Here is a 25,945-nt window from a genome sequence, read left to right as displayed (position 1 = left end):
GAAAATTATGCTCTGCTTATATTTAATAATTCGCTTTTATCTTTTTATTACTATTATGAAGTTGGTTGAACAGTCGTTTCCGTTCCTCTTGAAGTTATTGGATCGGTATCTCTCAAAAATATTTCTACAGTATCTATATCTTTTAACTTAACACCTTTGGGTAACTTTTCTTCTTTGGCATCAAAACTAAGTTCGTAAGTTTTAAAATTACTAGATTTAACTTCATTAAAATCATAGGAAATAAAAAACTGTAACTGATTAACACCCAAACTAGAAACCGAATACGACTGGGTCACAACAATCTCAGGATTTTCACATCCTTCAACGATAAACACCACTACACTAACATTGATACCATTAGCATCAGCTTTACGGTTTGCTTCTATTAAAGCTGGTAAAGGTTTTTGGGAACGAATATGATCAAACTGAATTGAACCATTTGATTTTGGTTCAAAAACACCTAAATCTACATAAGGGTCAAATTTGATTTTTTGTTTTATTTCGGCTGTTTCCATAATTAAAGAATTTAAAGTTTTTTAATAAATTAAGCGGTATAATGAAATGATATTTTTTTTACTTCTAAAAAGAATCGTAAACTTATTTCACATTAAATATCAAGTTCATTTTGATATGATTATTTGGGGCAAATGTTTCTTTGAAACTTCAATTATAAAAAACTAATTATTTTATAATTGAAATCAATTCCATAACAAAAGAAATTAAAAAAGCTTTAAATCTCAAAATACAATGCACAAGTTCGTATATTTTTAGCACAAGACACTATATTTATAGCACAAGAGAATAAAAGTTAGGATTTAAGGCATTCGCTTTTAAAAATAAATATTGCTATATCATTTCGCAAAACAGTTAAATTAGCCACGGATTCCATGGATAAAACAGATTAGAACAGATTTTTTAACAAATCCGTTAAGAATTTAGCTGGAATCTGTGCAAGATCCGTTATATCCTTGTCATCTGTGTGCCATTTTTTTATACTTTGGGTATATAGAATTTAAAAGTTTTAAAGCGAATACCCTGATTCACGGCACGGCATTCGCTTTTAAAAGTTTCTGACACGAATTACACTAATCTGCACGAATTAAGATTGCTGTTTAATTACACAAAATATTCGAGACTGTAAAAAGTTGTAAAATTTGATTTCAATTTTGATAAGAATTAGTGTTAATCGGTGAAATTCGTGTTTATCTTTTTTTAAATGCGGATGCCGTGACCCTGATTAGGATTATATAAACAGTAATTATTATTTTTCTAATTATAAGCCAGCATTAGCCACCAAAAAACAGGCACTGCTTCGACCCAAAATGAAGTGTAATATTTGGAGCGGTTTGGATTTGCAAATGCAATAAAAAGCATTAGTATAACCACCATAACAAGATTTATCAAAGCATCATGATAATTGAATGTCGAAATAAAAACTTCCAAAAACCAGAATGGACCCAACAATAAAAAACCTAAAAACTTTGTCTTTTTTACGCCAATCATCTGGGGAACGGTCTTTAAATGCGGATCGTCATTGGCCAAATCAATGATTTCAAAAACCAGAATCAGCACAAAAACCAGAATAAACCGCTGAATACATTTTATAAAAAAATCGGAAGAAAAAGGAACCTCTGCATTAATAAAAGGCAAAACCAAGGTTGCACCAACCCAGCATAGTGCCACGATGTAAATTTTTACGCCAGCCCAGTTTCGGGCATTACTCCTGTTAGGAAAAAAAGGAAGTGTGTATAATGCTGTAATAGCCAGAATTCCGAACGAAACTATCTGAGTAATTCGTTTTAACTGAAAAAAATAATATCCAACCAAAACAATCGAAATCAAACTACAAAGAGCAATAATCTTCAATAAATTCCCAATCGGTTTTTTCTTCACCCGGACCAAGGCATCATATTTAACAAAATTATACCCTACAATTGTTCCAAAAAAAACAAATAAAGCCATCGGCTTATCGTACTGAATATGAAACACATGAAACGTAATCTGTACCAGTGCATAACAGGACAAAGCCACATGAATACTGCTATTCAGGTAAAAATTCAATAGCTGTTTCAATAGCTTCATTTCGTAAATATAATTAATTATTAACAAATCAACTCTTTAGTTATAAATTTCACAAAAATTGAAGTTAAAAATACCCATTAAATTATTAATAATACTTAATTTTGCGCCACAAAAAAACAACACATTTACTGTAAAATGTAATAATCTTGGTATAAACTTAATTCAAATGAAGAATATACTTTGCAGATTACATTTCTTTTTTAAAAATAGATAGCTACAAATGAAAACAGATGCTTTTGCTTTAAGACACATTGGTCCAAGAGAAACAGATCTTCAACACATGTTACAAACCATTGGAGTTGAATCGATCGAACAACTTGTTTACGAAACCCTTCCTGACGACATTCGTTTAAAAGCACCGTTGAATTTAGATCCTGCAATGACAGAATTCGAATTTGCAAATCATATTCGCGAATTAGGGAAGAAAAACAAAACATTTAAATCATATATTGGTTTGGGTTATCACCCAACTATCGTTCCGGCTCCTATTCAAAGAAACATTTTTGAAAACCCAGGATGGTATACAGCTTATACTCCTTATCAGGCAGAAATTGCTCAAGGCCGTCTTGAAGCTATTTTAAATTTCCAGACTACCGTTATCGAATTAACTGGAATGGAAATCGCAAACGCTTCTTTACTTGATGAAGGAACGGCTGCTGCAGAAGCTATGGCGTTATTATTTGATGTTCGTACTCGCGATCAAAAGAAAAACAATACGCACAAATTCTTCGTTTCTGAAGAAATTTTACCTCAAACTTTATCTGTACTGCAGACTCGTTCCACTCCAATCGGAATTGAATTAGTTGTTGGAAATCACGAAAATTTTGATTTTTCAAATGAGTTCTTCGGAGCGATTTTACAATATCCAGGAAAATACGGTCAGATAAATGATTACAGCGCTTTTGTTGCTAAAGCAAAAGAAAACGAAATCAAAGTAGCCTTCGCTGCAGATATTTTATCATTGGCGACTTTAACTTCTCCGGGAGAAATGGGAGCTGCGGTTGTTGTGGGAACTACACAGCGTTTTGGTGTACCAATGGGTTACGGTGGTCCTCACGCAGCTTATTTTGCAACAAAAGACGAATACAAAAGATCTATGCCGGGCCGTATCATCGGAGTTTCTGTTGATGCAAACGGAAACCGTGCTTTACGTATGGCTTTAGGAACTCGCGAACAGCACATCAAACGTGAAAAAGCAACTTCGAACATTTGCACTGCTCAGGTTTTATTAGCTGTTATGGCGGGAATGTACGCAGTTTACCACGGACCAAAAGGTTTAAAATATATTGCAAACAAAGTTCACGCATCGGCAGTTACGGCTGCTGAAGCTTTAAATAAATTAGGAGTTTACCAAACCAATACAGCTTACTTTGATACTATTTTAGTAAAAGCAGACGCTCAAAAAGTAAAAGCCACAGCGGAGAAAAACAAAGTAAACTTCTTTTATCCTGATGCCGACAGCATTTCGATTTCATTTAACGAAACGACTTCAGTTACAGACATCAACCAAATTATTGCGATTTTTGCTGAAGCTTTAGGAAAAGAAACTTTCACAGTTTCAGAATTAAGTGAAATAAGTCAGTTACCGGCTTCATTAAAAAGAACATCTACTTTCTTAACGCATGATGTTTTCAACAATCATCATTCAGAAAGTCAGTTAATGCGTTATATCAAAAAATTGGAACGTAAAGATTTATCATTGAATCACTCGATGATTTCGTTAGGTTCTTGTACGATGAAATTAAACGCAGCTTCTGAAATGCTGCCTTTATCAATGCCAAACTGGAACAGCATTCACCCATTTGCACCAGTTAATCAGGTTGAAGGTTACCTTACAATGCTTAAGAAATTAGAGCAGCAGTTAAATGTAATTACTGGTTTTGCCGGAACAACTTTACAGCCAAACTCGGGAGCTCAGGGAGAATATGCTGGTTTAATGGCAATTCGTGCTTACCACCTTTCTAGAAACGATGGTCACCGTAATGTATGTTTGATTCCTTCATCGGCTCACGGAACAAATCCTGCTTCTGCAGCGATGGCCGGAATGAAAATCATTGTGACTAAAACGACTCCGGAAGGAAATATTGACGTAGAAGATTTAAGAGAAAAAGCGATTGAACACAAAGATGATTTATCTTGTTTGATGGTAACGTATCCTTCTACTCATGGAGTTTTCGAATCTTCAATTATCGAAATCACAAAATTAATCCACGATAACGGCGGATTAGTATATATGGATGGTGCAAACATGAACGCACAAGTGGGATTAACAAATCCTGCTACAATCGGCGCTGACGTTTGTCACTTAAACTTACACAAAACATTCGCTATTCCTCACGGAGGTGGCGGACCTGGTGTTGGACCAATTTGTGTGAACGAAAAATTAGTTCCGTTCCTGCCAACAAACCCAATCTTAAATGTTGGCGGCGAGCAGGCAATTACAGCAATTTCATCTGCTCCTTATGGATCTGCTTTGGTTTGTTTAATTTCTTACGGTTACATCACAATGATGGGAGCTGAAGGATTAAAAAGTGCTACTGAACATGCAATCTTGAATGCTAACTATATGAAAGCACGTTTTGAAGGACACTATCCAATTCTTTACACTGGTGAGTGCGGAAGAGCTGCCCACGAAATGATTTTGGATTGCCGTGCATTCAAACAAAACGGAATCGAAGTTGGCGATATCGCAAAACGTCTAATGGACTACGGTTTCCACGCTCCAACAGTTTCTTTCCCAGTTGCCGGAACACTAATGATCGAACCAACGGAATCTGAAGATTTAGCCGAATTAGACCGTTTCTGCGACGCTTTGATTGCTATCAGACAGGAAATTGAAGAAGCAACGGCCGAGGACAAAAATAATCCATTGAAAAATGCACCTCACACATTGGCAATGTTGACTTCTGATGCTTGGGATTTACCATACACCAGAGAGAAAGCAGCTTATCCTTTGGATTACATCGCTGACAACAAATTCTGGCCGTCTGTACGTCGTATTGACGATGCTTACGGAGACAGAAATCTGGTTTGCAGCTGTGCGCCGATTGAAGCATACATGGAGAGCTAGAATTTCAGCAGATTTTAGATTATACAGAACCCTTTCAGCTACAAACTGAAAGGGTTCTTTATTATAGTCAAATATTTATTTTTAAATTTATTAAAACCGTTTTCGAATTACTGCGATAGGTATCAATTGGTTTTGCTAAATAATAAAAACCACGCATTTTTTAGTTAAAATAAAATGATATTTATCCTTTTAAAATAACAAAAAACAACTTTATAACAAAAAGAACTCTGTTTGTTATTTATACCTATTCTAAGAATAAAACGCATTGTTTAATCATTTTCAATAAAAAATATTCAATATTTTTGCCATATATTTATTATTCCATAATTATATGCACGCATAATAAATATATTAACTATTATACATTTATTATAATTAATTTAGCCAAAATTTATTCTGGAAATTATCAAAATGAAAATAAAAATAACTGGTATAGGAAGCTATATTCCTGAGAAAAAAATTAGCAATACTGATTTTAGCGAACATGTTTTCCTTAATGAAGACGGTTCTCCATTTGCTTACCCAAACGAAGTTGTAATTAACAAATTCAAAAGCATTACCGGTATCGAAAAAAGAAGGTATGCCGAGGATCATTATACCTCTTCTGATTTAGCTTTTTTTGCTTCTCAAAAAGCAATTGAAAATGCAGGCGTAGATCCAGAAACATTAGACTATATTATTTTTGCCCATAACTTTGGTGATGTAAAATACGGAACAAACCAATCCGATATTATACCAAGTCTTGCAACAAGAGTTAAACATAAATTACAGATTAAAAACCCAAGGTGTGTCGCTTACGACATTCTTTTTGGCTGTCCTGGATGGATTGAAGGCGTACTGCAGGCCAATGCTTTTATAAAATCGGGCATGGCAAAAAAATGTCTTGTTATAGGAGGCGAAACTTTATCTAGAGTAGTTGATGCCCACGATAGAGATTCGATGATTTACTCTGACGGCGCTGGTGCTTCGATTATAGAAGCCTCTGATGATGAAGCTGGAATGCTGTCTTATGAAAGCGCAACTTATGCTGCTGAAGAAGCTAATTTCCTTTTCTTCGGAAAATCATACAATCCAGAGTTAGATCCAGACACTAAATACATCAAAATGTATGGCCGTAAAATATATGAATTTGCACTAAGTCAGGTTCCAGCAGCGATGAAAAGCTGTTTAGAAAAGAGCGGAATTGCTATTGAGGATGTCAAAAAAATTCTGATTCATCAGGCTAATGAGAAAATGGACGAAGCCATCATTCACCGTTTTTACAAATTGCACGGGCAGACTCCTCCAAAAAATATTATGCCAATGTGCATCCATGAATTAGGAAACAGCAGTGTAGCAACCGTTCCCACCCTTTTTGACCTGCTGATTAGAGGACAAATTGAAGATCAGGAAATAAACAAAGGTGACATTGTCATTTTTGCTTCGGTAGGAGCTGGTATGAATATTAATGCATTTGTCTATCGATATTAAGATTACCCCTGTACGTTTATTGTAAGCCCGCTCACTTTTTTTAGTGCAGTGGGCTTTTGTTTTAGAAATAAAAAAATACATTTCTAAACTCAAATAATATTGGGACAAATATTAAATTACAAACAGTATAAGAAAGAGAATCTTTATATTTGCAGACGCTAAAGCAAAAGCGTAGTCAAAAATTAAAATCATGTACGAAAAAACATTTCCCAATAAACGATTCAAGCATACTTTAGAATTTTTAAAGAAACATGTATCTCCTTCGCAAACCATATTAGATCTTGGTGTTGACAATCCTTTTTCTAAAATTATGAAAGAAGAAGGCTATTCTGTAAAAAACACCACTGGTGAAGATTTAGACATGAATCAAAATGTTTTTTCAGAAGGAAAGCAGGATGTCGTTACTGCTTTTGAAATTTTTGAACATCTGCTCAATCCGTATACTATTTTAAGTGAAATAAAATCAGATAAATTATTAATTTCAATTCCATTGCGCCTTTGGTTTTCTTCTGCCTACCGTAGTAAAACTGATATGTGGGACAGGCACTATCATGAATTTGAAGACTGGCAATTGGATTGGTTATTAGAAAAAACAGGCTGGAAAATCATTGACAGAGAGAAATTTACTCATCCGGTTAAAAAAATTGGTTTCCGTCCCTTATTACGATTTTTCACGCCGAGATATTATATAGTTTACGCAGAAAAAGTTAAGATTTAAGATTACTGATTAACGATATCTGATTTTTGATTTTTATTTTAACCTTTACTCAAAATCGTTAATCTAAAATCATCAATCTAAAATCTAAAATTCTTAAAATGAGATATTACATAGTTATTCCAACCTACAACGAAGAAACCTTCATTCAGCTAACCTTAAACAGTTTAGCAAATCAAACCGTTTTGCCGGCCAAAGTTGTTGTAGTAAATGACAATTCTACTGATAAAACTGCGGAGATTGTTTCGGCTTTCGCCAAAGAAAATCCGTTTATTAGTCTGGTAAATAAAACTTCGGAAATAATTCATTTACCTGGAAGTAAAGTGATTCAGGCTTTTCAGAAAGGATTTGAAACTTTGGACGAAGATTATGATTTAATCGTAAAAATTGATGCCGATTTAATTTTTCCTTCTAATTATTTTGAAACCGTAATCAAACATTTTAAATCGGATGACCGAATCGGAATGGCCGGCGGATTTTGCTATATCGAAAAAAACGGTGACTGGGTTCTTGAAAACCTAACCGACAAAGATCACATCAGAGGCGCACTGAAAGCATATCGAAAAGAAACTTTTAAACAAATTGGCGGATTAAAACCTGCAATGGGCTGGGATACGGTTGACGAACTGCTTTGCAAATATTACAATTGGAAGGTTGTTACCGATGCTTCTTTGCACGTAAAACATCTTAAACCTACGGGTGCAAATTACAACAAAACTGCGCGCTACAAACAAGGTGAAGCATTTTACACACTTGGCTATGGCTTCTGGATAACTGCAATTGCATCAGCAAAATTGGCAATGATGAAGAAAAAACCACTTCTTTTTCTCGATTACATCCAAGGTTTTTGGAAAGCAAAATCGGCAAAAACTCCTCTATTAGTTACTAATGAACAGGCAAAATTCATACGCAATTATCGCCTGCAAAAAATGAAAGAGAAATTGTTTTAATATTTACCCTTTGGTAATTAAAAACAAAAATTCCAACAAAATACAGTATTTTTGCATACCTGTATTCTTTTCTGAATACTGTAACCCGTAAACTGAATACTAGAAAATGATGCTCATTCGCTATTTATCCCAAATTGGGAAATATTTTTTAATGTGGAAAGAAATCTTCAGAAAGCCAACAAAATGGTCTGTTATGAAAGGTTTAATCTTCAAAGAAGTCGATGATTTAATTATTGATTCACTAGGCATTGTTGCATTCATTTCATTCTTCGTTGGCGGTGTTGTTTCTATACAGACTGCTTTGAACTTAACTAATTCTTTCATTCCTAAATATCTTATTGGATATGCCACCCGTCAATCGGTGATTTTAGAATTTGCACCAACATTTATGTCCATCATTATGGCAGGAAAAATGGGTTCATTTATAACATCGAGCATAGGATCAATGCGCGTTACAGAACAAATTGACGCTCTAGAAGTTATGGGAGTTAACTCTCTTAATTATTTGGTTTTCCCAAAAATAATAGCATTGCTTTTATATCCATTCCTTATCGGAATTGGAATGTTTTTGGGTATAGCTGGCGGATATATCGCTACCGTTTATGGCGGTTTTGGTGCCGATGTTGATTTTATCGAAGGAATTCAGCGGGATTTCCTTCCTTTTCATGTTGTATATTCTTTCACTAAAACATTTATTTTTGGTATGCTTTTAGCAACCATTCCTTCTTTTCATGGTTATTATATGAAAGGTGGGGCACTTGAAGTAGGTAAGGCAAGTACCGTATCCTTTGTTTGGACTTCGGTTACCATTATTGTACTCAATTATGTTATTACCCAATTACTCTTAACAAAATGATAGAAATAAAAAATATAGAAAAATCATTTAACGGCGTCAAAATTCTGAAAGGGATTTCCAGTGTTTTTGAAGCAGGCAAAACCAATTTAATTATTGGCCAGAGCGGATCTGGGAAAACTGTTTTATTGAAATCATTATTGGGAATCCATACTCCAGAGGCAGGAACCATATCATTTGACGGACGGATTTATTCAGATTTAAATGCTGACGAAAAAAGAGAAATACGTACAGAAATCGGAATGCTCTTTCAAGGAAGTGCCCTTTTTGACAGCATGACTGTTGCCGAGAATGTAGCTTTCCCTTTAAGAATGTTCACCAATGACAGCAAATTAAAAATCCAGAAACGAGTAGATTTTGTTTTAGAAAGAGTAAATCTTGTGGGCGCACATAAAAAATTACCTTCTGAAATTTCGGGAGGAATGCAAAAAAGGGTTGCAATCGCAAGAGCCATCGTAAACAATCCTAAATATCTATTTTGTGATGAACCAAATTCGGGATTAGACCCCAATACGGCAATTTTAATTGACAACCTCATCAAGGAAATAACGGTAGAATACAATATTACAACAGTCGTAAACACACATGATATGAACTCTGTTATGGAAATTGGCGATAATATTTTATTTCTAAAAAATGGCGTTAAAGCCTGGCAGGGAAATAAAGAAGAGATTTTCAGAACCAACAATGAAGCCATCGTAGAATTTGTTTATTCTTCAGAATTGTTCAAAAAAGTCAGAGAAGCGCATTTAAAAGAATAATCTCTTCAGCAAAATATATAAATACACCATCATCTTTGGAGTAAAACTAAAAAGGGCCGCAATTAAATTATTGCTGCCCTTTTTAAGTAAAATATATTTCGGTTATTTCAGCTGAGAAACAATTCCTTTTATTTCCTGTTCTTTACTTTTTGGATAAATCAATAAAACTGAATCTTTATCAACAATAATATAATCATCCAATCCGTCAACAATTACTTGTTTCCCTAAAGCTGTTCTTACAATATTATTGGAAGAATTCTGCAATAATACCGTAGCATTTACTACTGCATTATTATTATCGTCTTTTGGCAGTTTTTCATGTAATGAACCCCATGTTCCTAAATCATTCCAATCAAAAGTTGCAGGAAGCACATACACATTTTGAGCATTTTCCATAATCGCATAATCTATGGAAATATTATCAGCATTTGGATAATTTTCCTGTATAAAAGCATGTTCATCCTCTGAATTATATACATCAAACCCTTTCATAAAATGAGCATACATTTCAGGCTGAAATTCTTCAAAAGCTTTCAAAATAGATTTAACACTCCACATAAAAATACCTGCATTCCACAAATAATTCCTGCTTTGTATAAATCTTCTAGCCGTTTTTGAATCTGGTTTTTCTCTAAACTGTACAACTTTTTTTATCGAGCGGCTGTCTAATTTATCAAATTCAATATAACCATAACCTGTATTTGGAGCTGTTGGCAAAATACCTAAAGTCATCAGAGATTCTTCTCTTTCGCACAGATCAAAAGAACGCTGTAAATTGGCCACAAACTGCATTTCGTCTTCAATCCAATGATCACTTGGAGCGACTACCATCACAGCATTTGGATTCATTTTTTTAATTTTTAATGAGGCATACAAAATACAAGGTGCTGTATTTCTCATTGCAGGCTCCAAAACAATCTGCTCCTGTTTCACCATTGGCAGTTGTTCTAAAATCAAATTATTATAACTCTCATGCGTCAAAATCAAAATATTCTCTTTCGGAATAATTTGTGACAATCGGCTGAATGTCTTCTGAATTAAAGTTTCTCCAGAACCCAGCATGTCATGAAACTGTTTTGGGAACTCTTTCGTACTTACCGGCCAAAATCGGGAACCGATCCCTCCTGCCATAAGTATTGCGTAATAGTTTTTGTTCATTTTTAACTTCTTTTTATAGCCTTCTAACAGCTTTTATTAATTTGGCAGCAATTCCACCTCAGCATTTGGATTAAATAAATACAATCGTCCGGAACTTATTTCTAAGCATTCGTAACGCTTGGTTCGTATTGCTATTTTCTTAAAAATCTTCCCATTGGAAATTCTAAAAACACTTCCGTAAGGAATTTCAAATATATAACTTTTATCATTAGGTTTATCATACTGCTTTAAAGCTAACGCTAATGTAACATCTGTATCACTGCTTGCAGACGGATTTTTAAAATGTCTCGCCAGCAAAGGCAGTAAATGACTGGGGAAAATCTCTGACCGGATAAACGGCATCATCAGCCTTTGAAAAGAATATTTCCATTCATCTCCATGAGGTTTAATATTTCTTCCGAATTTTTCAAATGCCACCAAATGCGAAATCTCATGAATCAGTGTTATCAAAAACCTGTATTTATTAAGACTTGCGTTTACTGTAATTTCGTGTTTCCCGCTCGGTCCTTTTCTATAATCGCCATGGCGTGTCTGCCGTTCATTGACAATTTTAAGATGCACCTGATTTGCCACAATCAGTTCAAAAGCTGGTTTTACGGCATGTTCAGGCAAATATTTAAAAAGCGTCTCTGACAAAATAGTTATGAGTTATAAATTATGAGTTATGAATTTTTCTTCGAAGTAATGATTATGCTTCTAATGATTTTAAAAACTTCATTACTTTGCTGATGAATTGTACTAAATTCCTTTTCAGAAATATAATCTGTTTCCTTTAAAAGTTCTAACCAATACATTGTTTCATCACACTCTTTTTGCGAAATAGACAACTTATGAATAAAATCAGCTTTACTTTGAGCATTTACAGCTTCACGAATATTTGCACCAACAGAAGTTACTGAACGCAAAAACTGTTTACTCATTACAAATTCTCTCTTTTCGGAAACTAAATATTTATAAAAATTAACGCCTTTTATCGCTAATTCAAAACTTTTTATTCTGATAATGCTTTCACTCATATCTTATAATTCATAACTTATAATTCTTATGGATTTGTAGAAGAAACCGGCAACACTTTACCATTAAAATATTTATTCCCTGTAAGCGTAAAATCATAGATATAATGAGCCATTTCACCAGCCGAAAGAGGTGCCTGATAACCTGGAAAAGCTTCCTGCAGCATTTCGGTCTGAACTGAACCCAAAGCCAAAACATTAAATGAAATACCCTGGTCTTTATATTCTTCTGCCAATAATTCAGACAAAGTGATTACCGCTCCTTTACTGGAACTATAAGCTGCTAATCCTGCAAACTTAAGACTTCCTTGTACTCCTCCCATAGAACTAATAGTGACTACGTGGCTTCCTTTTTGTAAATAAGGCAAGCAGATACGTGTCAAATTAGCCACTCCAAAAACATTTACTTTATATATATTCTCGAAATCATTTTGAGTGGTTTCAGAAAAAGGTCTTAGTAATAAACTCCCAGCGTTATGGACAACTGCATCTATTTTTTTCCAAGTACTAAATAAAAATTCGGTCACTTGCTGCAACTCGGCTTCATTGGATAAATCAACAGAAAGAAAAGTAATGTTTTGATGAGAAAGCAGCTCTTGATTAGCTTTTCTCGACAACGCCAGTACCTGATGCCCTTCATTAGCAAATTTCAATGCCAATTCAAAACCTATTCCTCTTGAAGTACCTGTAATAATAATATTTTTCATGTGGCAAAAATAAGCAAAACAGTTAAAAAACCACACTTTTAAATTTCAAAACTAATATCCATTATCTGGCTGAATAATTACTTCTCCATTTTTTTTATTTTTACAAAAAACTAGAATCTGCAAAAATGATTGATCACATCCAATTTGGAACAGCAAAAATCACTGATATTGAAGGTGTATTGGCATTACAGGAAATTTATCTGGTCTCGAACATGACCGAAGAAGAAAAAACTGCTGGTTTTGTAACCACTCCTTTTTCTGTTGAACAATTGCAGGAAGTCATCCGCCAGGAAGGTTTATTTGTTGCCAAAGAGAATGGCAGAATAATCGCTTACATTTTTGCAGCAAGCTGGCAATATTTCAGCCAATGGGCGATTTTTAATCATATGACACCAATGCTTCCCGAGCTTACCTTTAAAGATTTCAAAATGACTGATAGCAATACTTTTCAATACGGTCCAATCTGCATTGACAAAAAATACAGAGGAAAAGGGCTGATTAATCCTTTCTTCGATTTTATGCGGATTCATCTTTGGGAAAAATTTCTTGTGGGTATTACTTTTATCAACAAAACCAATATACCCTCACAAAAAGCACATATTGAAAAGCTAAAATGGTCTGTTATTGGTGATTTTCAATTTAATAATAACAGCTATTTTATTTTGGCATACGACATGAGTCAATCGTCTTTGATTCTTATCTAATGTATTTTTTATAGACTTTAAAAATCTGGAAGAGGGCCAAAACAACAAAAAATAGCGGAATACATATCGGCATAATGTATTTCGAAAAAGAAAATGTGTTCTTCGATAAAGAATCCAGTACAAATATTGCTAATAACATTCCCCAAAAGGTTCCCACTAAAGTTCCAAAAATATAATGAAATTTTAGTTTACTATCCAATACTATGTGATTGGCATTCATCAAATATAAATTCCAAGCCACCCAAAACGGTATTTGAAGAAAATTCATCCCGCACAATACCATTCCGATTAGAAAAGGAGAATACCTAACATAACTTTCTAAATAATTATGTTCTTCGACTGATTGATTCGAATGGGCATAAAACAAATAAGCCAGCAGAAAAAGAAAAAACACAGCAAAGAAATCAATCCCTTTCATTAACTTTTTATTGCCCACTAATTTATTGGCAAAAATCACTGTGAAATAAATCACAACAGCTTCAACAACAATAACTCCTAACAAATAAAAAATCAAAGGATTTATTCCAACTTTAGAAAGAACCTCAACTCCAATGATATTCAAGTAACCAAGAGGCAGTGAGCCTAGAAAGCTCACCACAAACCCAACTGCTATATTTTTAAAAGCTTTCATTTATTGAAAGTTTATAATTTTCTTATTCTGCATTTGATGCAGACGATATTCTTTCATTCCTGCTTTGTGCGATAGATACGGAAATCCATTTTGATAATTAGCGGAACTAATTTCATACATATAGGTAATATGTCTGGCAAGTTCCTTCCAAGCAAATAATAAGGAATGTTTGGGATCATAAATATGTGTCGGTTCACTGGCAGCGCCATTCAGTTCTACAACCGAGAAATTCTTTCCTTGTTCCAATTCTTCAAAAGTATTGTACATAATATCCAATCTTCCAAAATGGAAACCAGAAATCTGACCACACATTTCATTAAAAACTGCAGTAAGTTTTGGCGTTATCAAATGGCTTACATCCAGAAATTTAGCGCCACGTGCATGATTTCCATAAGGAACAAGATTTATTTTTTCGCCCACAGGCAAAACCTTCTGTAATTTACTGCCATATTCTTGTTTCAATACTTTTAATTGCAGTTCAAATCTAGGATTTTCTTTTATCAATTCTTCAATAGTTGCGTGACCATTTCCAGTAACAATTAAAAATTCTTTAGCTACAATGCCGGTAATTCTTCCTTGCTTTTCGTGTGGATATCGTACATAAAAAACACCTATTTCATTTTTATACGGAATCAGATTTTGCACAATAAAATCAAAATGAGCTTTTTCAGCATATTGTTTTAAATCGGAGAAAGTCTCTATTTTTTTGACCGCTGAACCGCGCAGACCAATATCGGGTTTAGCAATAAAAGGATAGGTAATTGATGCACTTTCAAGGATGTTTTTTATATTTTTTAAAGAAGTTCCTACTGGAATCAATTCGGTTTTTGGGTAATAATTTTGTGGAATCAGGTTATAAATCTGCTTTTTACTTTCCATCATAAAACCGCCATTTTTGATAGTGGGATTGGAAGCATTAAAGAAAAAAATAGATTTTGCCTTAATAGAATAATACGCCCATAAAAAATATATAGGTATGTAAACCATTTGAAAAGGCCAATATTCCCAGTGGGTCAATTTGTGAAAGAATAGTTTCAAGAGTTATGTTTTAATTGTATTCTGATTGGCAAAAGTAAAAATCAGGAGGATTATGATATCAAATAGCTATGAATGTTTTGGAATATTCTTTTGCTGTTATCAGATCCAAATGATTAATTATCACTTTATTTTTCTCAATAACTGACTGGGTAATACTCAAGGTTTTCATTTCATTATTTCTATTGATAATCAAACCGTGTTCCTTGTCATCCCTTTCGGTATACCGATGAAAATGAAGCATTTTATCTTCAGTAATTACTGGATTATTAGCTAAAAAAGTATAAAACCAACTTGCCCTCTGTTCTCGGATTTCTTTAGAATATAAAGTAGATGAAGACCAGATATAATTTTTATCAATCTCCAAATCTACAGCTGCTTTTTCAATTCCATTCCAGCGCAACTGAAAAAGCTGTTTATCCTGAAATAAAACTAAGGTAAAAGGCTCGATATTATCTAAATCAATTTCGTGCCAAAAATCCTTTGGCGAAGCACTGCTAATCATTTCGAGAACAATTAAACCTCGGCTTTTTCGATAAGGCAATTTAACGTCGTGCTTTTCATCGGCTCCGTTTAATAAGACTACAACCGTTCCATTCTCATCAACTGCATACCAAGTTCCTCCAGCTTTGGGATCTTTAGGATAAATAATATTTTTTCCATTTAAAAAATAGTTCTTCGGAGGGATTGCACTCGGTCTGATTATTTTTTCATCACGATTTGAGGTAATGATAATTGTATCATTGTAACTAACAAAACTTACTGTGCACATTGTTTCCTGTATTCAATTGTAGAACGGGCTACTCCAAAATTTTCATCAACTGTTATATTTTTATATTGCAAAACCGCCACTTTTATCAATGCCTGATGATGGATACAATGTTCTAAATTATACAGCAATTCCCGATAATAATTACTTTGAATTTTGACAGCAGCACCATCTATGATTTGCTGTAATTCTAGATTTTTGTTTTCTTTTGCGATATTATTTTTGATATCTGAAATAATTTGAACTGCAAAATCAATATTGGTCTGTATCAATACGTTTCGTTCTCTTTTATCATAATTCACAATTCCTGAATTATAATTCAGAATCAAACACTGAAACATTTCTACTATATGCCGTGTATGTTCCCCAATGCTTGCACCACTTAATTCGAAACAAGATTCTGAATATTCTTTTTCTTGCAATTGATTGAGAAGACCAATCAATTCGTTTAAACTATTATTTATGGATGAAATCAGCATACTACAATTTTAATTTAAACAGATTAGGTATTTTACTTTTATTCCAATAAATCAGCGCAATACAACAAAGAAAGGTAATTATTGCCAAAATGAACAACTCTCCCCCATCATTTTTTACTTCGATTCCCAATACAAAAAGATGCGAAAAAATAGCTCCAAGCATAACACCGGCTCCCATCAAAGCACCTAACAAAGTTGTTCGGGGAATCAGAATTAAAATAGCCGCAATTAATTCTGTAATTCCTGATCCAATTCTTCCGTATGGTTCCATTCCTAAAGTGGAGAAAATATAAACACTTTCTTCAGCTCCGGAAAATTTAAAATAAAGCGTTTGTAGCAAAATAACTGCTGCCGTTAAACGCACTATCCAAATTAAAATTGATGTTTTCATGATCTCTTATTTTATAATTTTTTTCCAATTAGCATCCGCTTTTGCTTTCAGGTTGTTTTCGTCCTTATTCCAACTTTTTAAAGTATTATTGAAAAAGGCATTATAAAACAGATACAATTTTCCGTCAATGATTTTGAATGTTTCAGGATTAATTTCGACTTTCTCTCCGGCGCTTCCCATTGCATAGGCGCACCAACCTCCATATTGTGGTTCGAAAGAAGCAGGATTTTTTGAGAAAATTTCTTTATTTGATGCAGAAGAAAATTGATAAATAATACCCTCGTATGAAGCTGAAATTTCTTTTTTCCCTTTTACAGCTTTATTTTGTTTAAAATAAGACACGGGATCATAGCCTTGAATGGCTGCTTTATTTTCCAAATTATATTCGGATATTTTTTTGCCTGCACTTTGAGCAAATGTTGCCGAGAATGCAAAGACAACCAACATTAATATTATGACTCTTTTCATGATAACCTTTTATTTATATATTTCTACAATACAAATTTAAAACAGTAAAAAAAGGCAAAATGTCGGGTACTTTACATTGGAGGTAAAATTTCGAAAAATTAACTGACTGCTCTGGCAAAACCAACAGTGTCACGGTAGGTTTGAGGAGAAACCTCAGCATTGGTTTTGAAGAAACGGCTAAAATAATGCTCATCTTCGTACCCAAGCTCATAGGCAATTTCCTTTACCGCCTTGTTCGTTAAATACAATTCACGCTTGGCTTCGATAATGATACGTTCTGCAATTAAATTCGTCAGTGTTTTATTGAAGTGATTTTTGGTAATTTTAGCTAAAGCTTTTGGAGAAATATTCAGCAATTCGGCATAATCGCTGGCAGAATGTTTGGTTTTGAAATTTTGCTCAATGAAATTTCTTAAATTTTGAAGGACAAATGGCGCCGATTTTTCATCTATTACAGAAGTTGCAACAGCTTGTTGTTCTTTTTTTAATCGAGAAGCTGTAATGAGAAAAATTTTTAAATACGATATCAGCAACTCATATTGTGCCATTGCCGGATTTTGCATTTCAATTTTCATTTGTTCCAAAACCATATTGAATGTAGCTCCAGCCATTTCATCAACCATTACATACGGCGGTTCATAAATATTATTGAATAAAACCCCATTACAAGCTACCTCATCATGGTGTTTCATGATGCAAAAAAAATCAGGATGAAAATGAATCACTTTCCCTTCAAATAGATCATCTGGTGATAGCATAAACGGCTGATAAGGTGCAAAAGCCAACAATTGATTTTCTGTAAAATCATATTCAGAGAAATCAACTTTTACTTTGCCTTTTCCTTTTTGAACCCAAATTAATGAATAATAATTCAATCGCTGAATATGATCGAAACAAGCATTGCTTTCAAAAGAAAAAATTTTGAAAGCAAGATTTCCGTTTTGAGGATTGACTAAAGTAAAGGCGGATTGATTTATCATATTATAATTTTTATAAACAAATTTAGCTTAAACCTGCTTCTTTTAATTTGTTTTTAAGATTTTCTATTTCTTCTTCTAATTTTTGAATATGGGCAAACTTTGGTTCGAAAGCCCGCTGTATTTCTTCCACAGTAAAACTTGGTGTGATGTGCTGCGGGCAATTCCAATCAAAAGCTTCTATATGAAAAAGTATCATGCGCTCTGGATGAAACTTATACTCACCCAAATCGAGTTTAGCTAATAATTTGGGATTGTCTTTGAGTTCAATTATTTCGGCTTTGGCCAAAATTTTCAATCTCGCTCTTGCTGGATAATCCACCATAATTAATGCTACATTATTGTTGGTTGCAAAATTCCCAACAGATATGTATTGTTTGTTTCCCGAAAAATCGATGAAACCAATTGTGTTTTTGTCCAAGACTTTCACAAAACCTTTGGGTCCGCCACGATGCTGAATATAAGGATAGTTTTTTTCGCCAATAGATGCCAAATAAAAACTATCCCGATTGGCTATAAAACCCATTTCATTTTCGGATAAGCCATCAATGATATTGAACTTTTCCATTCGTTCATACCCTTTTCGGCTACCATGTTCTTCCTGTAACGCTTTGGCAGCATCCGAAAATGCTATTTCTGCAAAATTTTTAGCCATGACTAAAATTATTTAAATTTTCTGTCTTTCTCTTCTATTGGTAAGTCATTGATACTTGCAAAACGTTTGCGCATCAAGCCATTTTCATCAAACTCCCAATTTTCATTTCCGTAGGCGCGAAACCATTGGCCATCAGCATTTCTATATTCATATTCAAAACGAACTGCCATTCGATTTTCGCGAAAGCCCCATAATTCTTTTTTCAGTTTATAATCGAGTTCCTTTTCCCATTTGCCTTTTAGGAATTCTTTTACGGCTTCACGTCCATTAATAAAATCGGTTCGATTGCGCCATTCTGTATCAACAGTATAAGCCAAAGCAACACGTTCCGGGTCTTTGCTATTCCACGCATCTTCGGCTAACTGTACTTTTTGCAAAGCAGTTTCCATATTGAATGGAGGAAGTGGATGTTTTTGTTCCATGATAATTAAGTTTATTTCAATTGTTTGAATGCAATTATTTTTAACACATAGAAACATAGATTTTGTAAGCTTAAAAATAGGCGTTTCACTTTTTTTAAATCCACATAGTTATCTATGTGAAAGAAATCCATTTCTTTTTGAATTCTTTTTAAAAACAGAATCTATGTTTCTATGTGTTTAATAAATTTTATGAGTTATACAAAATGCGGTATTAAAATACAATGCAAACCAACTTATATTGAAATGGTTATCGCTTTTTACCTTTTTTAAAATTACAAATTATAAAGATGGTGCCAAAGGAAAATCAACTGGCACTTTTGTCAAATTGTGCAAATAATTCATCGCCGTTTTATCACTTATTAAAAGTATCAAATCCACTAAATTCTCATTCGTAAAACCTTGAGCAAAAAAAGCATCCACTAAATCCGAATTAGCTTCTCCTCTTGTTTTAGTAATTTCGCCAGCAAGCTGTACTAATGCATTCAATTTTGCATCAGCAGCTTTTCCTTTTCGAATGTCGAGTATTTGCTCGTCTGTAAAACCATTCATTTTTCCAATAACAGTGTGGGCGCTCACGCAATAAACACAGTTATTAACTTGGCTTACGATTAAATTTACGGCTTCTTTTTCTTTATTGTTTAAAGATGTTTTAGCATTTTGATAGGCTAAGTATTTTTCTAAACCATTTTTTGAATTTGCAATCACAGCATATAAATTTGGAACAAATCCTAATGCTTTTTGCAGATTGTCAAAAATTGCCTGATTGTTTTCTGAAACTTCTGATCTTGCTGGAACTGAAAATGTTGTAGTTGTCATTTTATTTATTTTTAAAATTGCTTGTCATTATTGACATTACAAAGATGCGACAGCTTTAAAATTTATAAAATGGACAATAAGCGCAAGGTGATGGACAATTTTCCTTCATGAAAATGAGCCCGCTAATTTAAAAGAATATGACTGTCCGCAAATAATACCATGTGTTATTTTCGCCACTGATTACACAGATTCTCACAGATTTCATTACTATTTTTTTTAAAATCTGTTGCTTATTCGATCTGTTTGGTATTAGTTAAGGAAGTCCTATAAAACAAAAATTACAATTTAGTAATATCTTCAATAATAATTTCTTTGCGATTATAATGCAATAAACCATTGGTTTCCATCTCATTTAGCAATTGAGTGGCTGTCTGTCTGGAAGTACAAATAATCTGCGCCATATCATTTTGAGTGAGATAATTTTCAAGAATAACTCTATTATCGGTTCGCCTGCCTTCTCTCTCAGCCCAGTCTTTTAGGAATTGATGCAGTCTGGTTTTGGCATCTTTCGAAATTAAATTAGCATAACTGTTTTTAATCCGTTTCATTTTCAATCCTACAAACTTGGTATAAGACAACGCCAGACTAGGATTTTGAAGTAATAAATTTTCAAAATCAGATAATAGGAAACTGCAGATAATGATTTCATGTGTTAGTGCTTTTGCATATTCATTGGAATTCACATCGTTTTCCAATGTCAATTCACCAAACAAATCTCCTTTTTGAATAATGTCTTTGATAGTTTCATTTCCATCTTCATCGACAGCAACGATTTTGATATTCCCTTTTTTAAGCAGAAAAACTCTGGGCACATCTGAGGAAGAAAAATAGATAATATCTCCTTTTTTGGCTTTTTTAAAACCTGTAATAATGCACAACTGTCTGATTTGTGACATACTCAATGTCCAAAACAGCTTGTGATCCCGAAGGTACCAATATTTTAATTCTTCGTACATAACTACTTATAAGTGATTTACTAATTTAATGTAAAAATAAACAAAGTCACATTTCAAAAAACACATTATAAAATAAAAAATCCAAACTCGAAATTCAAGTTTGGATTTATTTATTAGTCTCTGAGTTACTAAGTAACTAAGCTTCTTAGTAACTTAGAAGCTATTTTAAAACATTTATGCTATTAAAGTTCTCGAAATTACGATACGCTGAATTTCGGAAGTTCCTTCATAAATCTGAGTGATTTTGGCATCGCGCATCATGCGTTCTACGTGATATTCGGCCACATAACCGTTTCCTCCGTGAATCTGCACCGCTTCGATAGTCGTATCCATAGCCGTTTGTGAAGCAAATAATTTGGCCATCGCTCCCGATTGCGAAATGTCTTTTCCTTCATCTTTTTGAGTCGCCGCATTCAGACACAATAATCTCGCTGCCGAAATCTGGGTCGCCATATCTGCTAATTTAAAAGCTATTGCCTGGTGTTTGAAAATTTCTTTACCAAAAGATTTTCGCTCCTGTGAATATTTCAAAGCCAGTTCATAAGCGCCGGTTGCAATTCCCAAAGCCTGCGAAGCAATACCAATACGGCCTCCGTTTAAAACTGCCATGGCAAAATTAAATCCAAAACCATCAGCACCGATTCTGTTTTCTTTAGGCACTTTTACATCATTAAATAATAAAGAATGCGTGTCGGAACCGCGGATACCCATTTTCTTTTCTTTTGGACCAATGTCAAATCCAGCCCATCCTTTTTCTACAATAAAAGCATTGATTCCTTTGTGTCCTTTTTCAATATCCGTTTGTGCAATTACGATATAAGTAGAAGCTGTCCCGCCGTTAGTAATCCAGTTTTTGGTTCCATTCAGCAAATAATAATCTCCTTTATCGATTGCAGTTGTTTTTTGCGAAGTTGCATCCGATCCCGCTTCGGGTTCAGACAGGCAAAATGCTCCAATCACCTCTCCTTTGGCAAGCGGTACAAGATATTTCATCTTCTGCTCTTCATTACAATATTTTTCTAATCCGGCGCAAACCAAAGAATTATTCACAGACATAATAACAGCTGCTGAAGCATCTACTTTGGCAATTTCGGTCATTGCCAAAACGTATGAAACGTTATCCAATCCCGAACCTCCGTATTTTGGATCAACCATCATTCCTAAAAACCCAAGTTCTGCCATTTTTTTGACCTGCTCAGCAGGGAATTTGGAGTGTTCGTCTCGTTCTATCACTCCTTCCAGCAGCTCAGCCTGAGCAAAATCCCGCGCTGCCTGCTGTATCATTAATTGTTCTTCGGTTAGATTAAAATTCATAATAATATAAAATAAAGTGTGGTTTTTGTTAAAAAAATATTATCAAAGGTAATTTTTTAATTATGAAATTTTAAATTTTGAATCGTAAATTTGACCTATGAAAAAAGATTACTACAACGTTATAGGAGTGATGTCAGGAACTTCGCTGGATGGGGTCGATTTGGCTCATATTCAATTCCATATAAAAAATGAAAAATGGGCATTTGAAATTCTGGAATGCGAGACTATTTCCTATGATTTGAATTGGATTTCCATTCTAAAAACAGCTGTTGATTATTCCGAAATTCAGCTTGAGGAGCTAAATAAAAATTATACACAGCTGCTCGCTTCAATCATTACAAATTTTATAAGCAGACACGCTCTTGAAAATTTAGATGCAGTCTGCTCTCATGGGCATACTATTCTGCATCAGCCACAAAACGGTTTTACACTTCAAATTGGCAATCTGCCTGAAATTGCGCAATTAGTGCAGCAAAAAGTAGTCTGCGATTTTAGAGTTCAGGATGTTCAATTGGGAGGACAAGGCGCACCTTTAGTTCCTATTGGTGACCGTATCTTATTTCATGAATACGATTACTGCATGAATTTAGGAGGATTTTCGAATGTGTCTTTTGAAAAGAATAACATCCGAATTGCTTTTGATATTTCTGCCGTAAATACCGTGCTTAATTTTTATGCCAGTCAATTAGGATTCGATTATGATGATAAAGGTAAAATTTCTAGAACCGGTCAATGCAATCCTGATCTATTAAATGAATTGAATTCACTGGATTTTTACAAAACACCGCCTCCAAAATCATTGGGATTTGAATTCGTAAAGGAAATTATTCTTCCAATGATTGAACGTTATTCTATTTCTATTGAAGATAAACTGCATACATTTACAGAGCATGTCTCTATTCAAATAGCATTGGCTTTAGAAAATTTTGAAACCCAAAAGAACCAAAAAAGAAGTATGCTGATTACTGGCGGCGGTGCCTATAATGACTTCCTGATTGAAAGAATCCAATTTCATCTTCCCGAAATGCAAATAATTATACCGTCGGCAAAAATTTTAGAATTCAAAGAAGCCCTAATTTTTGGATTATTGGGTGTCTTAAAAATGAGAGAAGAAGTAAATGCACTTCAAAGTGTCACTGGAGCCCTACATGATCATAGCTCTGGAATAATTTACAGCTGTTAAAAAATAGCTGTTTTATCTGCTCCATCATTTTTTATAACAATTTTCCTTTCAGATCTATTTTTGCAAGAGCTTAAAAAATAAATATTTTCTTACTTTAGGTGTAAGTCTTTATTTACTAACAACTTATGTTTTTATGAAAAATAACCAACTACAACGTTATAATATGCATATTTAACAAAATAACACCCCCTTAAGGCATCATTAATAACAATTTAGCATTAATTTTGCGCAAAAATAAAAAAATTTATGACTGCTAAAAAAATAGTATTAGCGCTAACTCTTATTATTTGTGCCCTGTTTTCATCAGAAGCTATCGCTCAGAAACAAATTGTGTTTGAAGGAGTAACTATCCCAAGAACAATGAGTTTTGAAAACAAGACTTTACAGCTGAATGGTGCAGGATCCAGATCCAAAATGTGGGTAGAAGTTTATATTCAGGCTTTATATTTAAGCCAGTTGTCCCAAAACCCTAAAGAAATTATCAATGACAATACAGTGATGTCAATCCGGATTGAAATTACCTCAGCTTTAGTTTCATCAGGTAAATTAACTCGGGCGATAAATGCAGGATTTGAAAAATCTGCTGGTGATACATTCGAATCTTTTAAACCAAGAATGGAATTACTCAAAGGTTTCCTAGCTGACGACATTACCAAAGGAGATGTTTACGAACTAACCTATTCTCCTGCAGACACTTCTATCTGGATTATAAAAAATGGTGAACTTAAGGGAAAAATTCCTGGATTTGATTTCAAAAAAGTATTTTTCGGCATATGGTTGGGAGACAAACCAGTCGATGAAGAATTAAAAAACAGTTTATTAGGCATCTAATACTGAAAATATCATTATTCCTGAAACAGTTTAATACCACAGATTTAATACCACATCTACAAAATGAGCATTGATTGAAGTTGGTTGCCATACCAATAATGTCGTGCTCATTTTATTTTAAAAAACAGCTGGTTTCCTATTATTAGTTCAAATTGCCCCGAATACAAAAAGTGCTTTTCAATCTATTTAACAAATAGAAAAGCACTTTTTTTATGCTGGTAATTCAAATTCAAAAAAAATACACAACTATATCTTTCTCATAAAACCTTTTATATATTTGCCAAAAATAAATATATCACACCCAATGAAAGATTTGTTAAATAAATTCGAAAATAAAGCTCCTGAAATCATTTTCAACTGGAAAGATTCTGAAACAGAAGCCGAAGGCTGGACAGTAATAAACTCTCTTCGGGGCGGTGCCGCAGGCGGAGGAACCCGTATGAGAAAAGGACTTGACATGAATGAGGTTTTGTCTTTGGCAAAAACCATGGAAGTAAAATTTTCGGTTTCTGGCCCAGCCATTGGCGGAGCAAAATCCGGGATAAATTTTGACCCGAATGATCCCCGCAAAAAAGGCGTTTTACAGCGCTGGTACAAAGCAGTTTCTCCTTTATTAAAAAGTTATTACGGAACAGGCGGTGATTTAAATGTAGACGAAATTCACGAAGTTATTCCCATGACAGAAGAATGTGGTGTCTGGCATCCTCAGGAAGGTGTTTTTAACGGACACTTTAAACCTACCGAAGCCGATAAAATCAATAGAATCGGGCAATTACGCCAAGGTGTGATCAAAGTAATAGAAAACCCAAAATTCTCGCCCGATGTTACCCGAAAATATACAATAGCTGATATGATTACCGGATACGGAGTCGCCGAAGCGGTACGTCATTTTTACAATACCTATGGCGGAACTGTAGCTGGAAAGAAAGCCATTGTACAGGGTTTTGGAAATGTAGGATCAGCCGCTGCATTTTACCTAGCCGAAATGGGAGCCAAAATCATCGGAATTATTGACCGGGACGGCGGATTAATCAATGAAGAAGGTTTTACTTTTGAAGAAATAAAAGCTTTATTCCTTGCCAAAGACGGAAACAAATTAGTAGCCGAGAATATGATTCCGTTTGAAGAAATCAATCAAAAAATATGGAACATTGGTGCCGAAATTTTCACTCCTTGTGCAGCGTCAAGATTAGTTGCACAAAGTCAGATAGATAGTTTAATTGCCAACGGACTCGAAGTAATTTCCTGTGGTGCGAATGTTCCTTTTGCCGACGCGGCAATTTTCTTTGGTCCGATAATGGAAGAAGTGGATCATAAGGTAAGCTTGATTCCTGATTTTATTTCCAATTGCGGTATGGCTCGTGTTTTTGCTTATTTCATGGAAAAGAAAGTACAGATGACAGACGAAGCTATTTTTCATGACACTTCTGAAATCATCAAAAATGCCATTGAAAAAACACATGCTTTGAATCCATCCAAAACAAATATCAGTGCAACCGCTTTTGAAATTGCACTGAAACAATTAGTATAATTTT

The 25,945-nt window shown here is 34.1% G+C and carries 28 protein-coding genes; 10 read left to right on the top strand and 18 right to left on the bottom strand.

Annotated features, from left to right (window positions below):
* Window positions 1–53: 53 nt before the first annotated feature.
* Both OZP07_RS03555 and OZP07_RS03550 read right to left on the bottom strand, forming a co-directional pair.
* Window positions 54–515, bottom strand: a complete 462-nt coding sequence (locus OZP07_RS03555; RefSeq protein ID WP_281637317.1) for a hypothetical protein — start codon at window positions 513–515, stop codon at window positions 54–56.
* A gap of 754 nt (window positions 516–1,269) precedes the next feature.
* Window positions 1,270–2,082: a UbiA prenyltransferase family protein gene (locus OZP07_RS03550; protein WP_281637316.1), complete on the bottom strand. Its 813-nt coding sequence runs from the start codon at window positions 2,080–2,082 to the stop codon at window positions 1,270–1,272.
* Between the two features lie 220 nt (window positions 2,083–2,302).
* Between OZP07_RS03550 and gcvP the strand changes: the two genes are divergently transcribed.
* From gcvP to OZP07_RS03520, 6 genes are all read left to right on the top strand, one after another.
* The gene (gcvP, locus tag OZP07_RS03545; RefSeq protein ID WP_281637315.1) at window positions 2,303–5,152 is read left to right on the top strand and encodes an aminomethyl-transferring glycine dehydrogenase; all 2,850 of its coding nucleotides are present in this window, start codon (window positions 2,303–2,305) and stop codon (window positions 5,150–5,152) included.
* Window positions 5,153–5,563: 411 nt separating this feature from the next.
* Window positions 5,564–6,622, top strand: a complete 1,059-nt coding sequence (locus tag OZP07_RS03540) for a 3-oxoacyl-ACP synthase III family protein (RefSeq protein WP_194639816.1) — start codon at window positions 5,564–5,566, stop codon at window positions 6,620–6,622.
* 190 nt (window positions 6,623–6,812) lie between these two features.
* Window positions 6,813–7,340 carry a class I SAM-dependent methyltransferase gene (locus OZP07_RS03535; RefSeq protein ID WP_281637314.1) on the top strand — a complete coding sequence of 176 codons (528 nt, stop codon included), beginning with the start codon at window positions 6,813–6,815 and terminating at the stop codon, window positions 7,338–7,340.
* Window positions 7,341–7,438: 98 nt separating this feature from the next.
* On the top strand, window positions 7,439–8,287 hold the full coding sequence (locus OZP07_RS03530) for a glycosyltransferase family 2 protein (RefSeq protein ID WP_281637313.1): 849 nt from the start codon (window positions 7,439–7,441) through the stop codon (window positions 8,285–8,287).
* 106 nt (window positions 8,288–8,393) lie between these two features.
* Window positions 8,394–9,143 (top strand): MlaE family ABC transporter permease, encoded by a 750-nt coding sequence (locus tag OZP07_RS03525; protein WP_194639808.1) that lies wholly within the window; start codon window positions 8,394–8,396, stop codon window positions 9,141–9,143.
* On the top strand, window positions 9,140–9,901 hold the full coding sequence (locus tag OZP07_RS03520; RefSeq protein WP_194639806.1) for an ABC transporter ATP-binding protein: 762 nt from the start codon (window positions 9,140–9,142) through the stop codon (window positions 9,899–9,901). Before OZP07_RS03525 ends, OZP07_RS03520 begins: the two co-directional genes overlap by 4 nt.
* 102 nt (window positions 9,902–10,003) lie before the next feature.
* Here the strand turns inward: OZP07_RS03520 and OZP07_RS03515 are convergent, their stop codons facing one another.
* From OZP07_RS03515 to OZP07_RS03500, 4 genes are read right to left on the bottom strand one after another with little or no spacing between them, the layout of a single operon-like run.
* Window positions 10,004–11,059: a mannose-1-phosphate guanylyltransferase gene (locus tag OZP07_RS03515; protein WP_194639804.1), complete on the bottom strand. Its 1,056-nt coding sequence runs from the start codon at window positions 11,057–11,059 to the stop codon at window positions 10,004–10,006.
* A gap of 36 nt (window positions 11,060–11,095) precedes the next feature.
* Entirely contained in the window at window positions 11,096–11,695 is a 600-nt protein-coding gene (locus OZP07_RS03510; RefSeq protein WP_281637312.1) for a SprT-like domain-containing protein, read from the bottom strand.
* A 26-nt stretch (window positions 11,696–11,721) separates the two neighbouring features.
* The gene (locus OZP07_RS03505) at window positions 11,722–12,075 is read right to left on the bottom strand and encodes a four helix bundle protein (protein WP_281637311.1); all 354 of its coding nucleotides are present in this window, start codon (window positions 12,073–12,075) and stop codon (window positions 11,722–11,724) included.
* 26 nt (window positions 12,076–12,101) lie between these two features.
* Entirely contained in the window at window positions 12,102–12,779 is a 678-nt protein-coding gene (locus OZP07_RS03500; RefSeq protein ID WP_281637310.1) for an SDR family NAD(P)-dependent oxidoreductase, read from the bottom strand.
* A gap of 125 nt (window positions 12,780–12,904) precedes the next feature.
* Between OZP07_RS03500 and OZP07_RS03495 the strand changes: the two genes are divergently transcribed.
* The gene (locus tag OZP07_RS03495) at window positions 12,905–13,483 is read left to right on the top strand and encodes a GNAT family N-acetyltransferase (RefSeq protein WP_281637309.1); all 579 of its coding nucleotides are present in this window, start codon (window positions 12,905–12,907) and stop codon (window positions 13,481–13,483) included.
* Here the strand turns inward: OZP07_RS03495 and OZP07_RS03490 are convergent.
* The 12 genes from OZP07_RS03490 to OZP07_RS03435 all read right to left on the bottom strand — a co-directional run bounded on the left by OZP07_RS03490 (window position 13,476) and on the right by OZP07_RS03435 (window position 22,396).
* Complete coding sequence (locus OZP07_RS03490; RefSeq protein WP_281637308.1) at window positions 13,476–14,114, bottom strand: hypothetical protein; 639 nt, start codon at window positions 14,112–14,114, stop codon at window positions 13,476–13,478. The genes OZP07_RS03495 and OZP07_RS03490 overlap by 8 nt on opposite strands.
* A complete protein-coding gene (locus tag OZP07_RS03485) occupies window positions 14,115–15,152 on the bottom strand; it encodes an ATP-grasp domain-containing protein (protein ID WP_281637307.1) in 1,038 nt (345 codons plus the stop codon). It lies immediately after the preceding gene.
* Window positions 15,153–15,210: 58 nt separating this feature from the next.
* A complete protein-coding gene (locus OZP07_RS03480; RefSeq protein ID WP_281637306.1) occupies window positions 15,211–15,921 on the bottom strand; it encodes an NRDE family protein in 711 nt (236 codons plus the stop codon).
* Window positions 15,909–16,397 carry a DinB family protein gene (locus tag OZP07_RS03475; RefSeq protein WP_281637305.1) on the bottom strand — a complete coding sequence of 163 codons (489 nt, stop codon included), beginning with the start codon at window positions 16,395–16,397 and terminating at the stop codon, window positions 15,909–15,911. The genes OZP07_RS03480 and OZP07_RS03475 overlap by 13 nt, the downstream gene beginning before the upstream one ends.
* 1 nt (window position 16,398) lies before the next feature.
* On the bottom strand, window positions 16,399–16,788 hold the full coding sequence (locus tag OZP07_RS03470; RefSeq protein ID WP_194639779.1) for a DoxX family protein: 390 nt from the start codon (window positions 16,786–16,788) through the stop codon (window positions 16,399–16,401).
* A 6-nt stretch (window positions 16,789–16,794) separates the two neighbouring features.
* Entirely contained in the window at window positions 16,795–17,256 is a 462-nt protein-coding gene (locus OZP07_RS03465; RefSeq protein WP_281637304.1) for a YHS domain-containing (seleno)protein, read from the bottom strand.
* A gap of 98 nt (window positions 17,257–17,354) precedes the next feature.
* Window positions 17,355–18,236: a helix-turn-helix domain-containing protein gene (locus OZP07_RS03460; RefSeq protein ID WP_281637303.1), complete on the bottom strand. Its 882-nt coding sequence runs from the start codon at window positions 18,234–18,236 to the stop codon at window positions 17,355–17,357.
* A 22-nt stretch (window positions 18,237–18,258) separates the two neighbouring features.
* On the bottom strand, window positions 18,259–18,888 hold the full coding sequence (locus OZP07_RS03455) for a pyridoxamine 5'-phosphate oxidase family protein (RefSeq protein ID WP_281637302.1): 630 nt from the start codon (window positions 18,886–18,888) through the stop codon (window positions 18,259–18,261).
* 8 nt (window positions 18,889–18,896) lie between these two features.
* Complete coding sequence (locus tag OZP07_RS03450) at window positions 18,897–19,310, bottom strand: nuclear transport factor 2 family protein (RefSeq protein WP_281227943.1); 414 nt, start codon at window positions 19,308–19,310, stop codon at window positions 18,897–18,899.
* 279 nt (window positions 19,311–19,589) lie between these two features.
* Window positions 19,590–20,126: a carboxymuconolactone decarboxylase family protein gene (locus OZP07_RS03445; RefSeq protein ID WP_281637301.1), complete on the bottom strand. Its 537-nt coding sequence runs from the start codon at window positions 20,124–20,126 to the stop codon at window positions 19,590–19,592.
* A gap of 278 nt (window positions 20,127–20,404) precedes the next feature.
* On the bottom strand, window positions 20,405–21,082 hold the full coding sequence (locus OZP07_RS03440) for a Crp/Fnr family transcriptional regulator (protein ID WP_281637300.1): 678 nt from the start codon (window positions 21,080–21,082) through the stop codon (window positions 20,405–20,407).
* 174 nt (window positions 21,083–21,256) lie between these two features.
* Window positions 21,257–22,396 (bottom strand): acyl-CoA dehydrogenase family protein, encoded by a 1,140-nt coding sequence (locus tag OZP07_RS03435; RefSeq protein ID WP_281637299.1) that lies wholly within the window; start codon window positions 22,394–22,396, stop codon window positions 21,257–21,259.
* Between the two features lie 97 nt (window positions 22,397–22,493).
* On the opposite strand from OZP07_RS03435, the gene OZP07_RS03430 reads away from it, so the two are divergent.
* The 3 genes from OZP07_RS03430 to OZP07_RS03420 all read left to right on the top strand — a co-directional run bounded on the left by OZP07_RS03430 (window position 22,494) and on the right by OZP07_RS03420 (window position 25,941).
* Window positions 22,494–23,579, top strand: a complete 1,086-nt coding sequence (locus tag OZP07_RS03430; protein WP_281637298.1) for an anhydro-N-acetylmuramic acid kinase — start codon at window positions 22,494–22,496, stop codon at window positions 23,577–23,579.
* 246 nt (window positions 23,580–23,825) lie between these two features.
* Complete coding sequence (locus tag OZP07_RS03425; RefSeq protein WP_194639767.1) at window positions 23,826–24,410, top strand: chalcone isomerase family protein; 585 nt, start codon at window positions 23,826–23,828, stop codon at window positions 24,408–24,410.
* A 304-nt stretch (window positions 24,411–24,714) separates the two neighbouring features.
* Window positions 24,715–25,941, top strand: a complete 1,227-nt coding sequence (locus OZP07_RS03420) for a Glu/Leu/Phe/Val dehydrogenase dimerization domain-containing protein (protein WP_281637297.1) — start codon at window positions 24,715–24,717, stop codon at window positions 25,939–25,941.
* The last annotated feature ends 4 nt before the right edge of the window (window positions 25,942–25,945 follow it).

The organism is Flavobacterium marginilacus (assembly GCF_026870155.1).
Lineage (GTDB): Bacteria > Bacteroidota > Bacteroidia > Flavobacteriales > Flavobacteriaceae > Flavobacterium > Flavobacterium marginilacus.
The sequence above is the reverse complement of the archived record's forward strand: the minus strand, read 5'-3'. Positions and strand labels throughout refer to the sequence as shown.

What these genes read in the sequence shown, in the direction of transcription:
- OZP07_RS03555 (WP_281637317.1), bottom strand. Translation starts at nt 515, where the DNA reads ATGGAAACAGCCGAAATAAAACAAAAAATCAAATTTGACCCTTATGTA.
- OZP07_RS03550 (WP_281637316.1), bottom strand. Translation starts at nt 2,082, where the DNA reads ATGAAGCTATTGAAACAGCTATTGAATTTTTACCTGAATAGCAGTATT.
- gcvP (WP_281637315.1), top strand. Translation starts at nt 2,303, where the DNA reads ATGAAAACAGATGCTTTTGCTTTAAGACACATTGGTCCAAGAGAAACA.
- OZP07_RS03540 (WP_194639816.1), top strand. Translation starts at nt 5,564, where the DNA reads ATGAAAATAAAAATAACTGGTATAGGAAGCTATATTCCTGAGAAAAAA.
- OZP07_RS03535 (WP_281637314.1), top strand. Translation starts at nt 6,813, where the DNA reads ATGTACGAAAAAACATTTCCCAATAAACGATTCAAGCATACTTTAGAA.
- OZP07_RS03530 (WP_281637313.1), top strand. Translation starts at nt 7,439, where the DNA reads ATGAGATATTACATAGTTATTCCAACCTACAACGAAGAAACCTTCATT.
- OZP07_RS03525 (WP_194639808.1), top strand. Translation starts at nt 8,394, where the DNA reads ATGATGCTCATTCGCTATTTATCCCAAATTGGGAAATATTTTTTAATG.
- OZP07_RS03520 (WP_194639806.1), top strand. Translation starts at nt 9,140, where the DNA reads ATGATAGAAATAAAAAATATAGAAAAATCATTTAACGGCGTCAAAATT.
- OZP07_RS03515 (WP_194639804.1), bottom strand. Translation starts at nt 11,059, where the DNA reads ATGAACAAAAACTATTACGCAATACTTATGGCAGGAGGGATCGGTTCC.
- OZP07_RS03505 (WP_281637311.1), bottom strand. Translation starts at nt 12,075, where the DNA reads ATGAGTGAAAGCATTATCAGAATAAAAAGTTTTGAATTAGCGATAAAA.
- OZP07_RS03500 (WP_281637310.1), bottom strand. Translation starts at nt 12,779, where the DNA reads ATGAAAAATATTATTATTACAGGTACTTCAAGAGGAATAGGTTTTGAA.
- OZP07_RS03495 (WP_281637309.1), top strand. Translation starts at nt 12,905, where the DNA reads ATGATTGATCACATCCAATTTGGAACAGCAAAAATCACTGATATTGAA.
- OZP07_RS03490 (WP_281637308.1), bottom strand. Translation starts at nt 14,114, where the DNA reads ATGAAAGCTTTTAAAAATATAGCAGTTGGGTTTGTGGTGAGCTTTCTA.
- OZP07_RS03480 (WP_281637306.1), bottom strand. Translation starts at nt 15,921, where the DNA reads ATGTGCACAGTAAGTTTTGTTAGTTACAATGATACAATTATCATTACC.
- OZP07_RS03475 (WP_281637305.1), bottom strand. Translation starts at nt 16,397, where the DNA reads ATGCTGATTTCATCCATAAATAATAGTTTAAACGAATTGATTGGTCTT.
- OZP07_RS03470 (WP_194639779.1), bottom strand. Translation starts at nt 16,788, where the DNA reads ATGAAAACATCAATTTTAATTTGGATAGTGCGTTTAACGGCAGCAGTT.
- OZP07_RS03465 (WP_281637304.1), bottom strand. Translation starts at nt 17,256, where the DNA reads ATGAAAAGAGTCATAATATTAATGTTGGTTGTCTTTGCATTCTCGGCA.
- OZP07_RS03460 (WP_281637303.1), bottom strand. Translation starts at nt 18,236, where the DNA reads ATGATAAATCAATCCGCCTTTACTTTAGTCAATCCTCAAAACGGAAAT.
- OZP07_RS03455 (WP_281637302.1), bottom strand. Translation starts at nt 18,888, where the DNA reads ATGGCTAAAAATTTTGCAGAAATAGCATTTTCGGATGCTGCCAAAGCG.
- OZP07_RS03450 (WP_281227943.1), bottom strand. Translation starts at nt 19,310, where the DNA reads ATGGAACAAAAACATCCACTTCCTCCATTCAATATGGAAACTGCTTTG.
- OZP07_RS03445 (WP_281637301.1), bottom strand. Translation starts at nt 20,126, where the DNA reads ATGACAACTACAACATTTTCAGTTCCAGCAAGATCAGAAGTTTCAGAA.
- OZP07_RS03440 (WP_281637300.1), bottom strand. Translation starts at nt 21,082, where the DNA reads ATGTACGAAGAATTAAAATATTGGTACCTTCGGGATCACAAGCTGTTT.
- OZP07_RS03435 (WP_281637299.1), bottom strand. Translation starts at nt 22,396, where the DNA reads ATGAATTTTAATCTAACCGAAGAACAATTAATGATACAGCAGGCAGCG.
- OZP07_RS03430 (WP_281637298.1), top strand. Translation starts at nt 22,494, where the DNA reads ATGAAAAAAGATTACTACAACGTTATAGGAGTGATGTCAGGAACTTCG.
- OZP07_RS03425 (WP_194639767.1), top strand. Translation starts at nt 23,826, where the DNA reads ATGACTGCTAAAAAAATAGTATTAGCGCTAACTCTTATTATTTGTGCC.
- OZP07_RS03420 (WP_281637297.1), top strand. Translation starts at nt 24,715, where the DNA reads ATGAAAGATTTGTTAAATAAATTCGAAAATAAAGCTCCTGAAATCATT.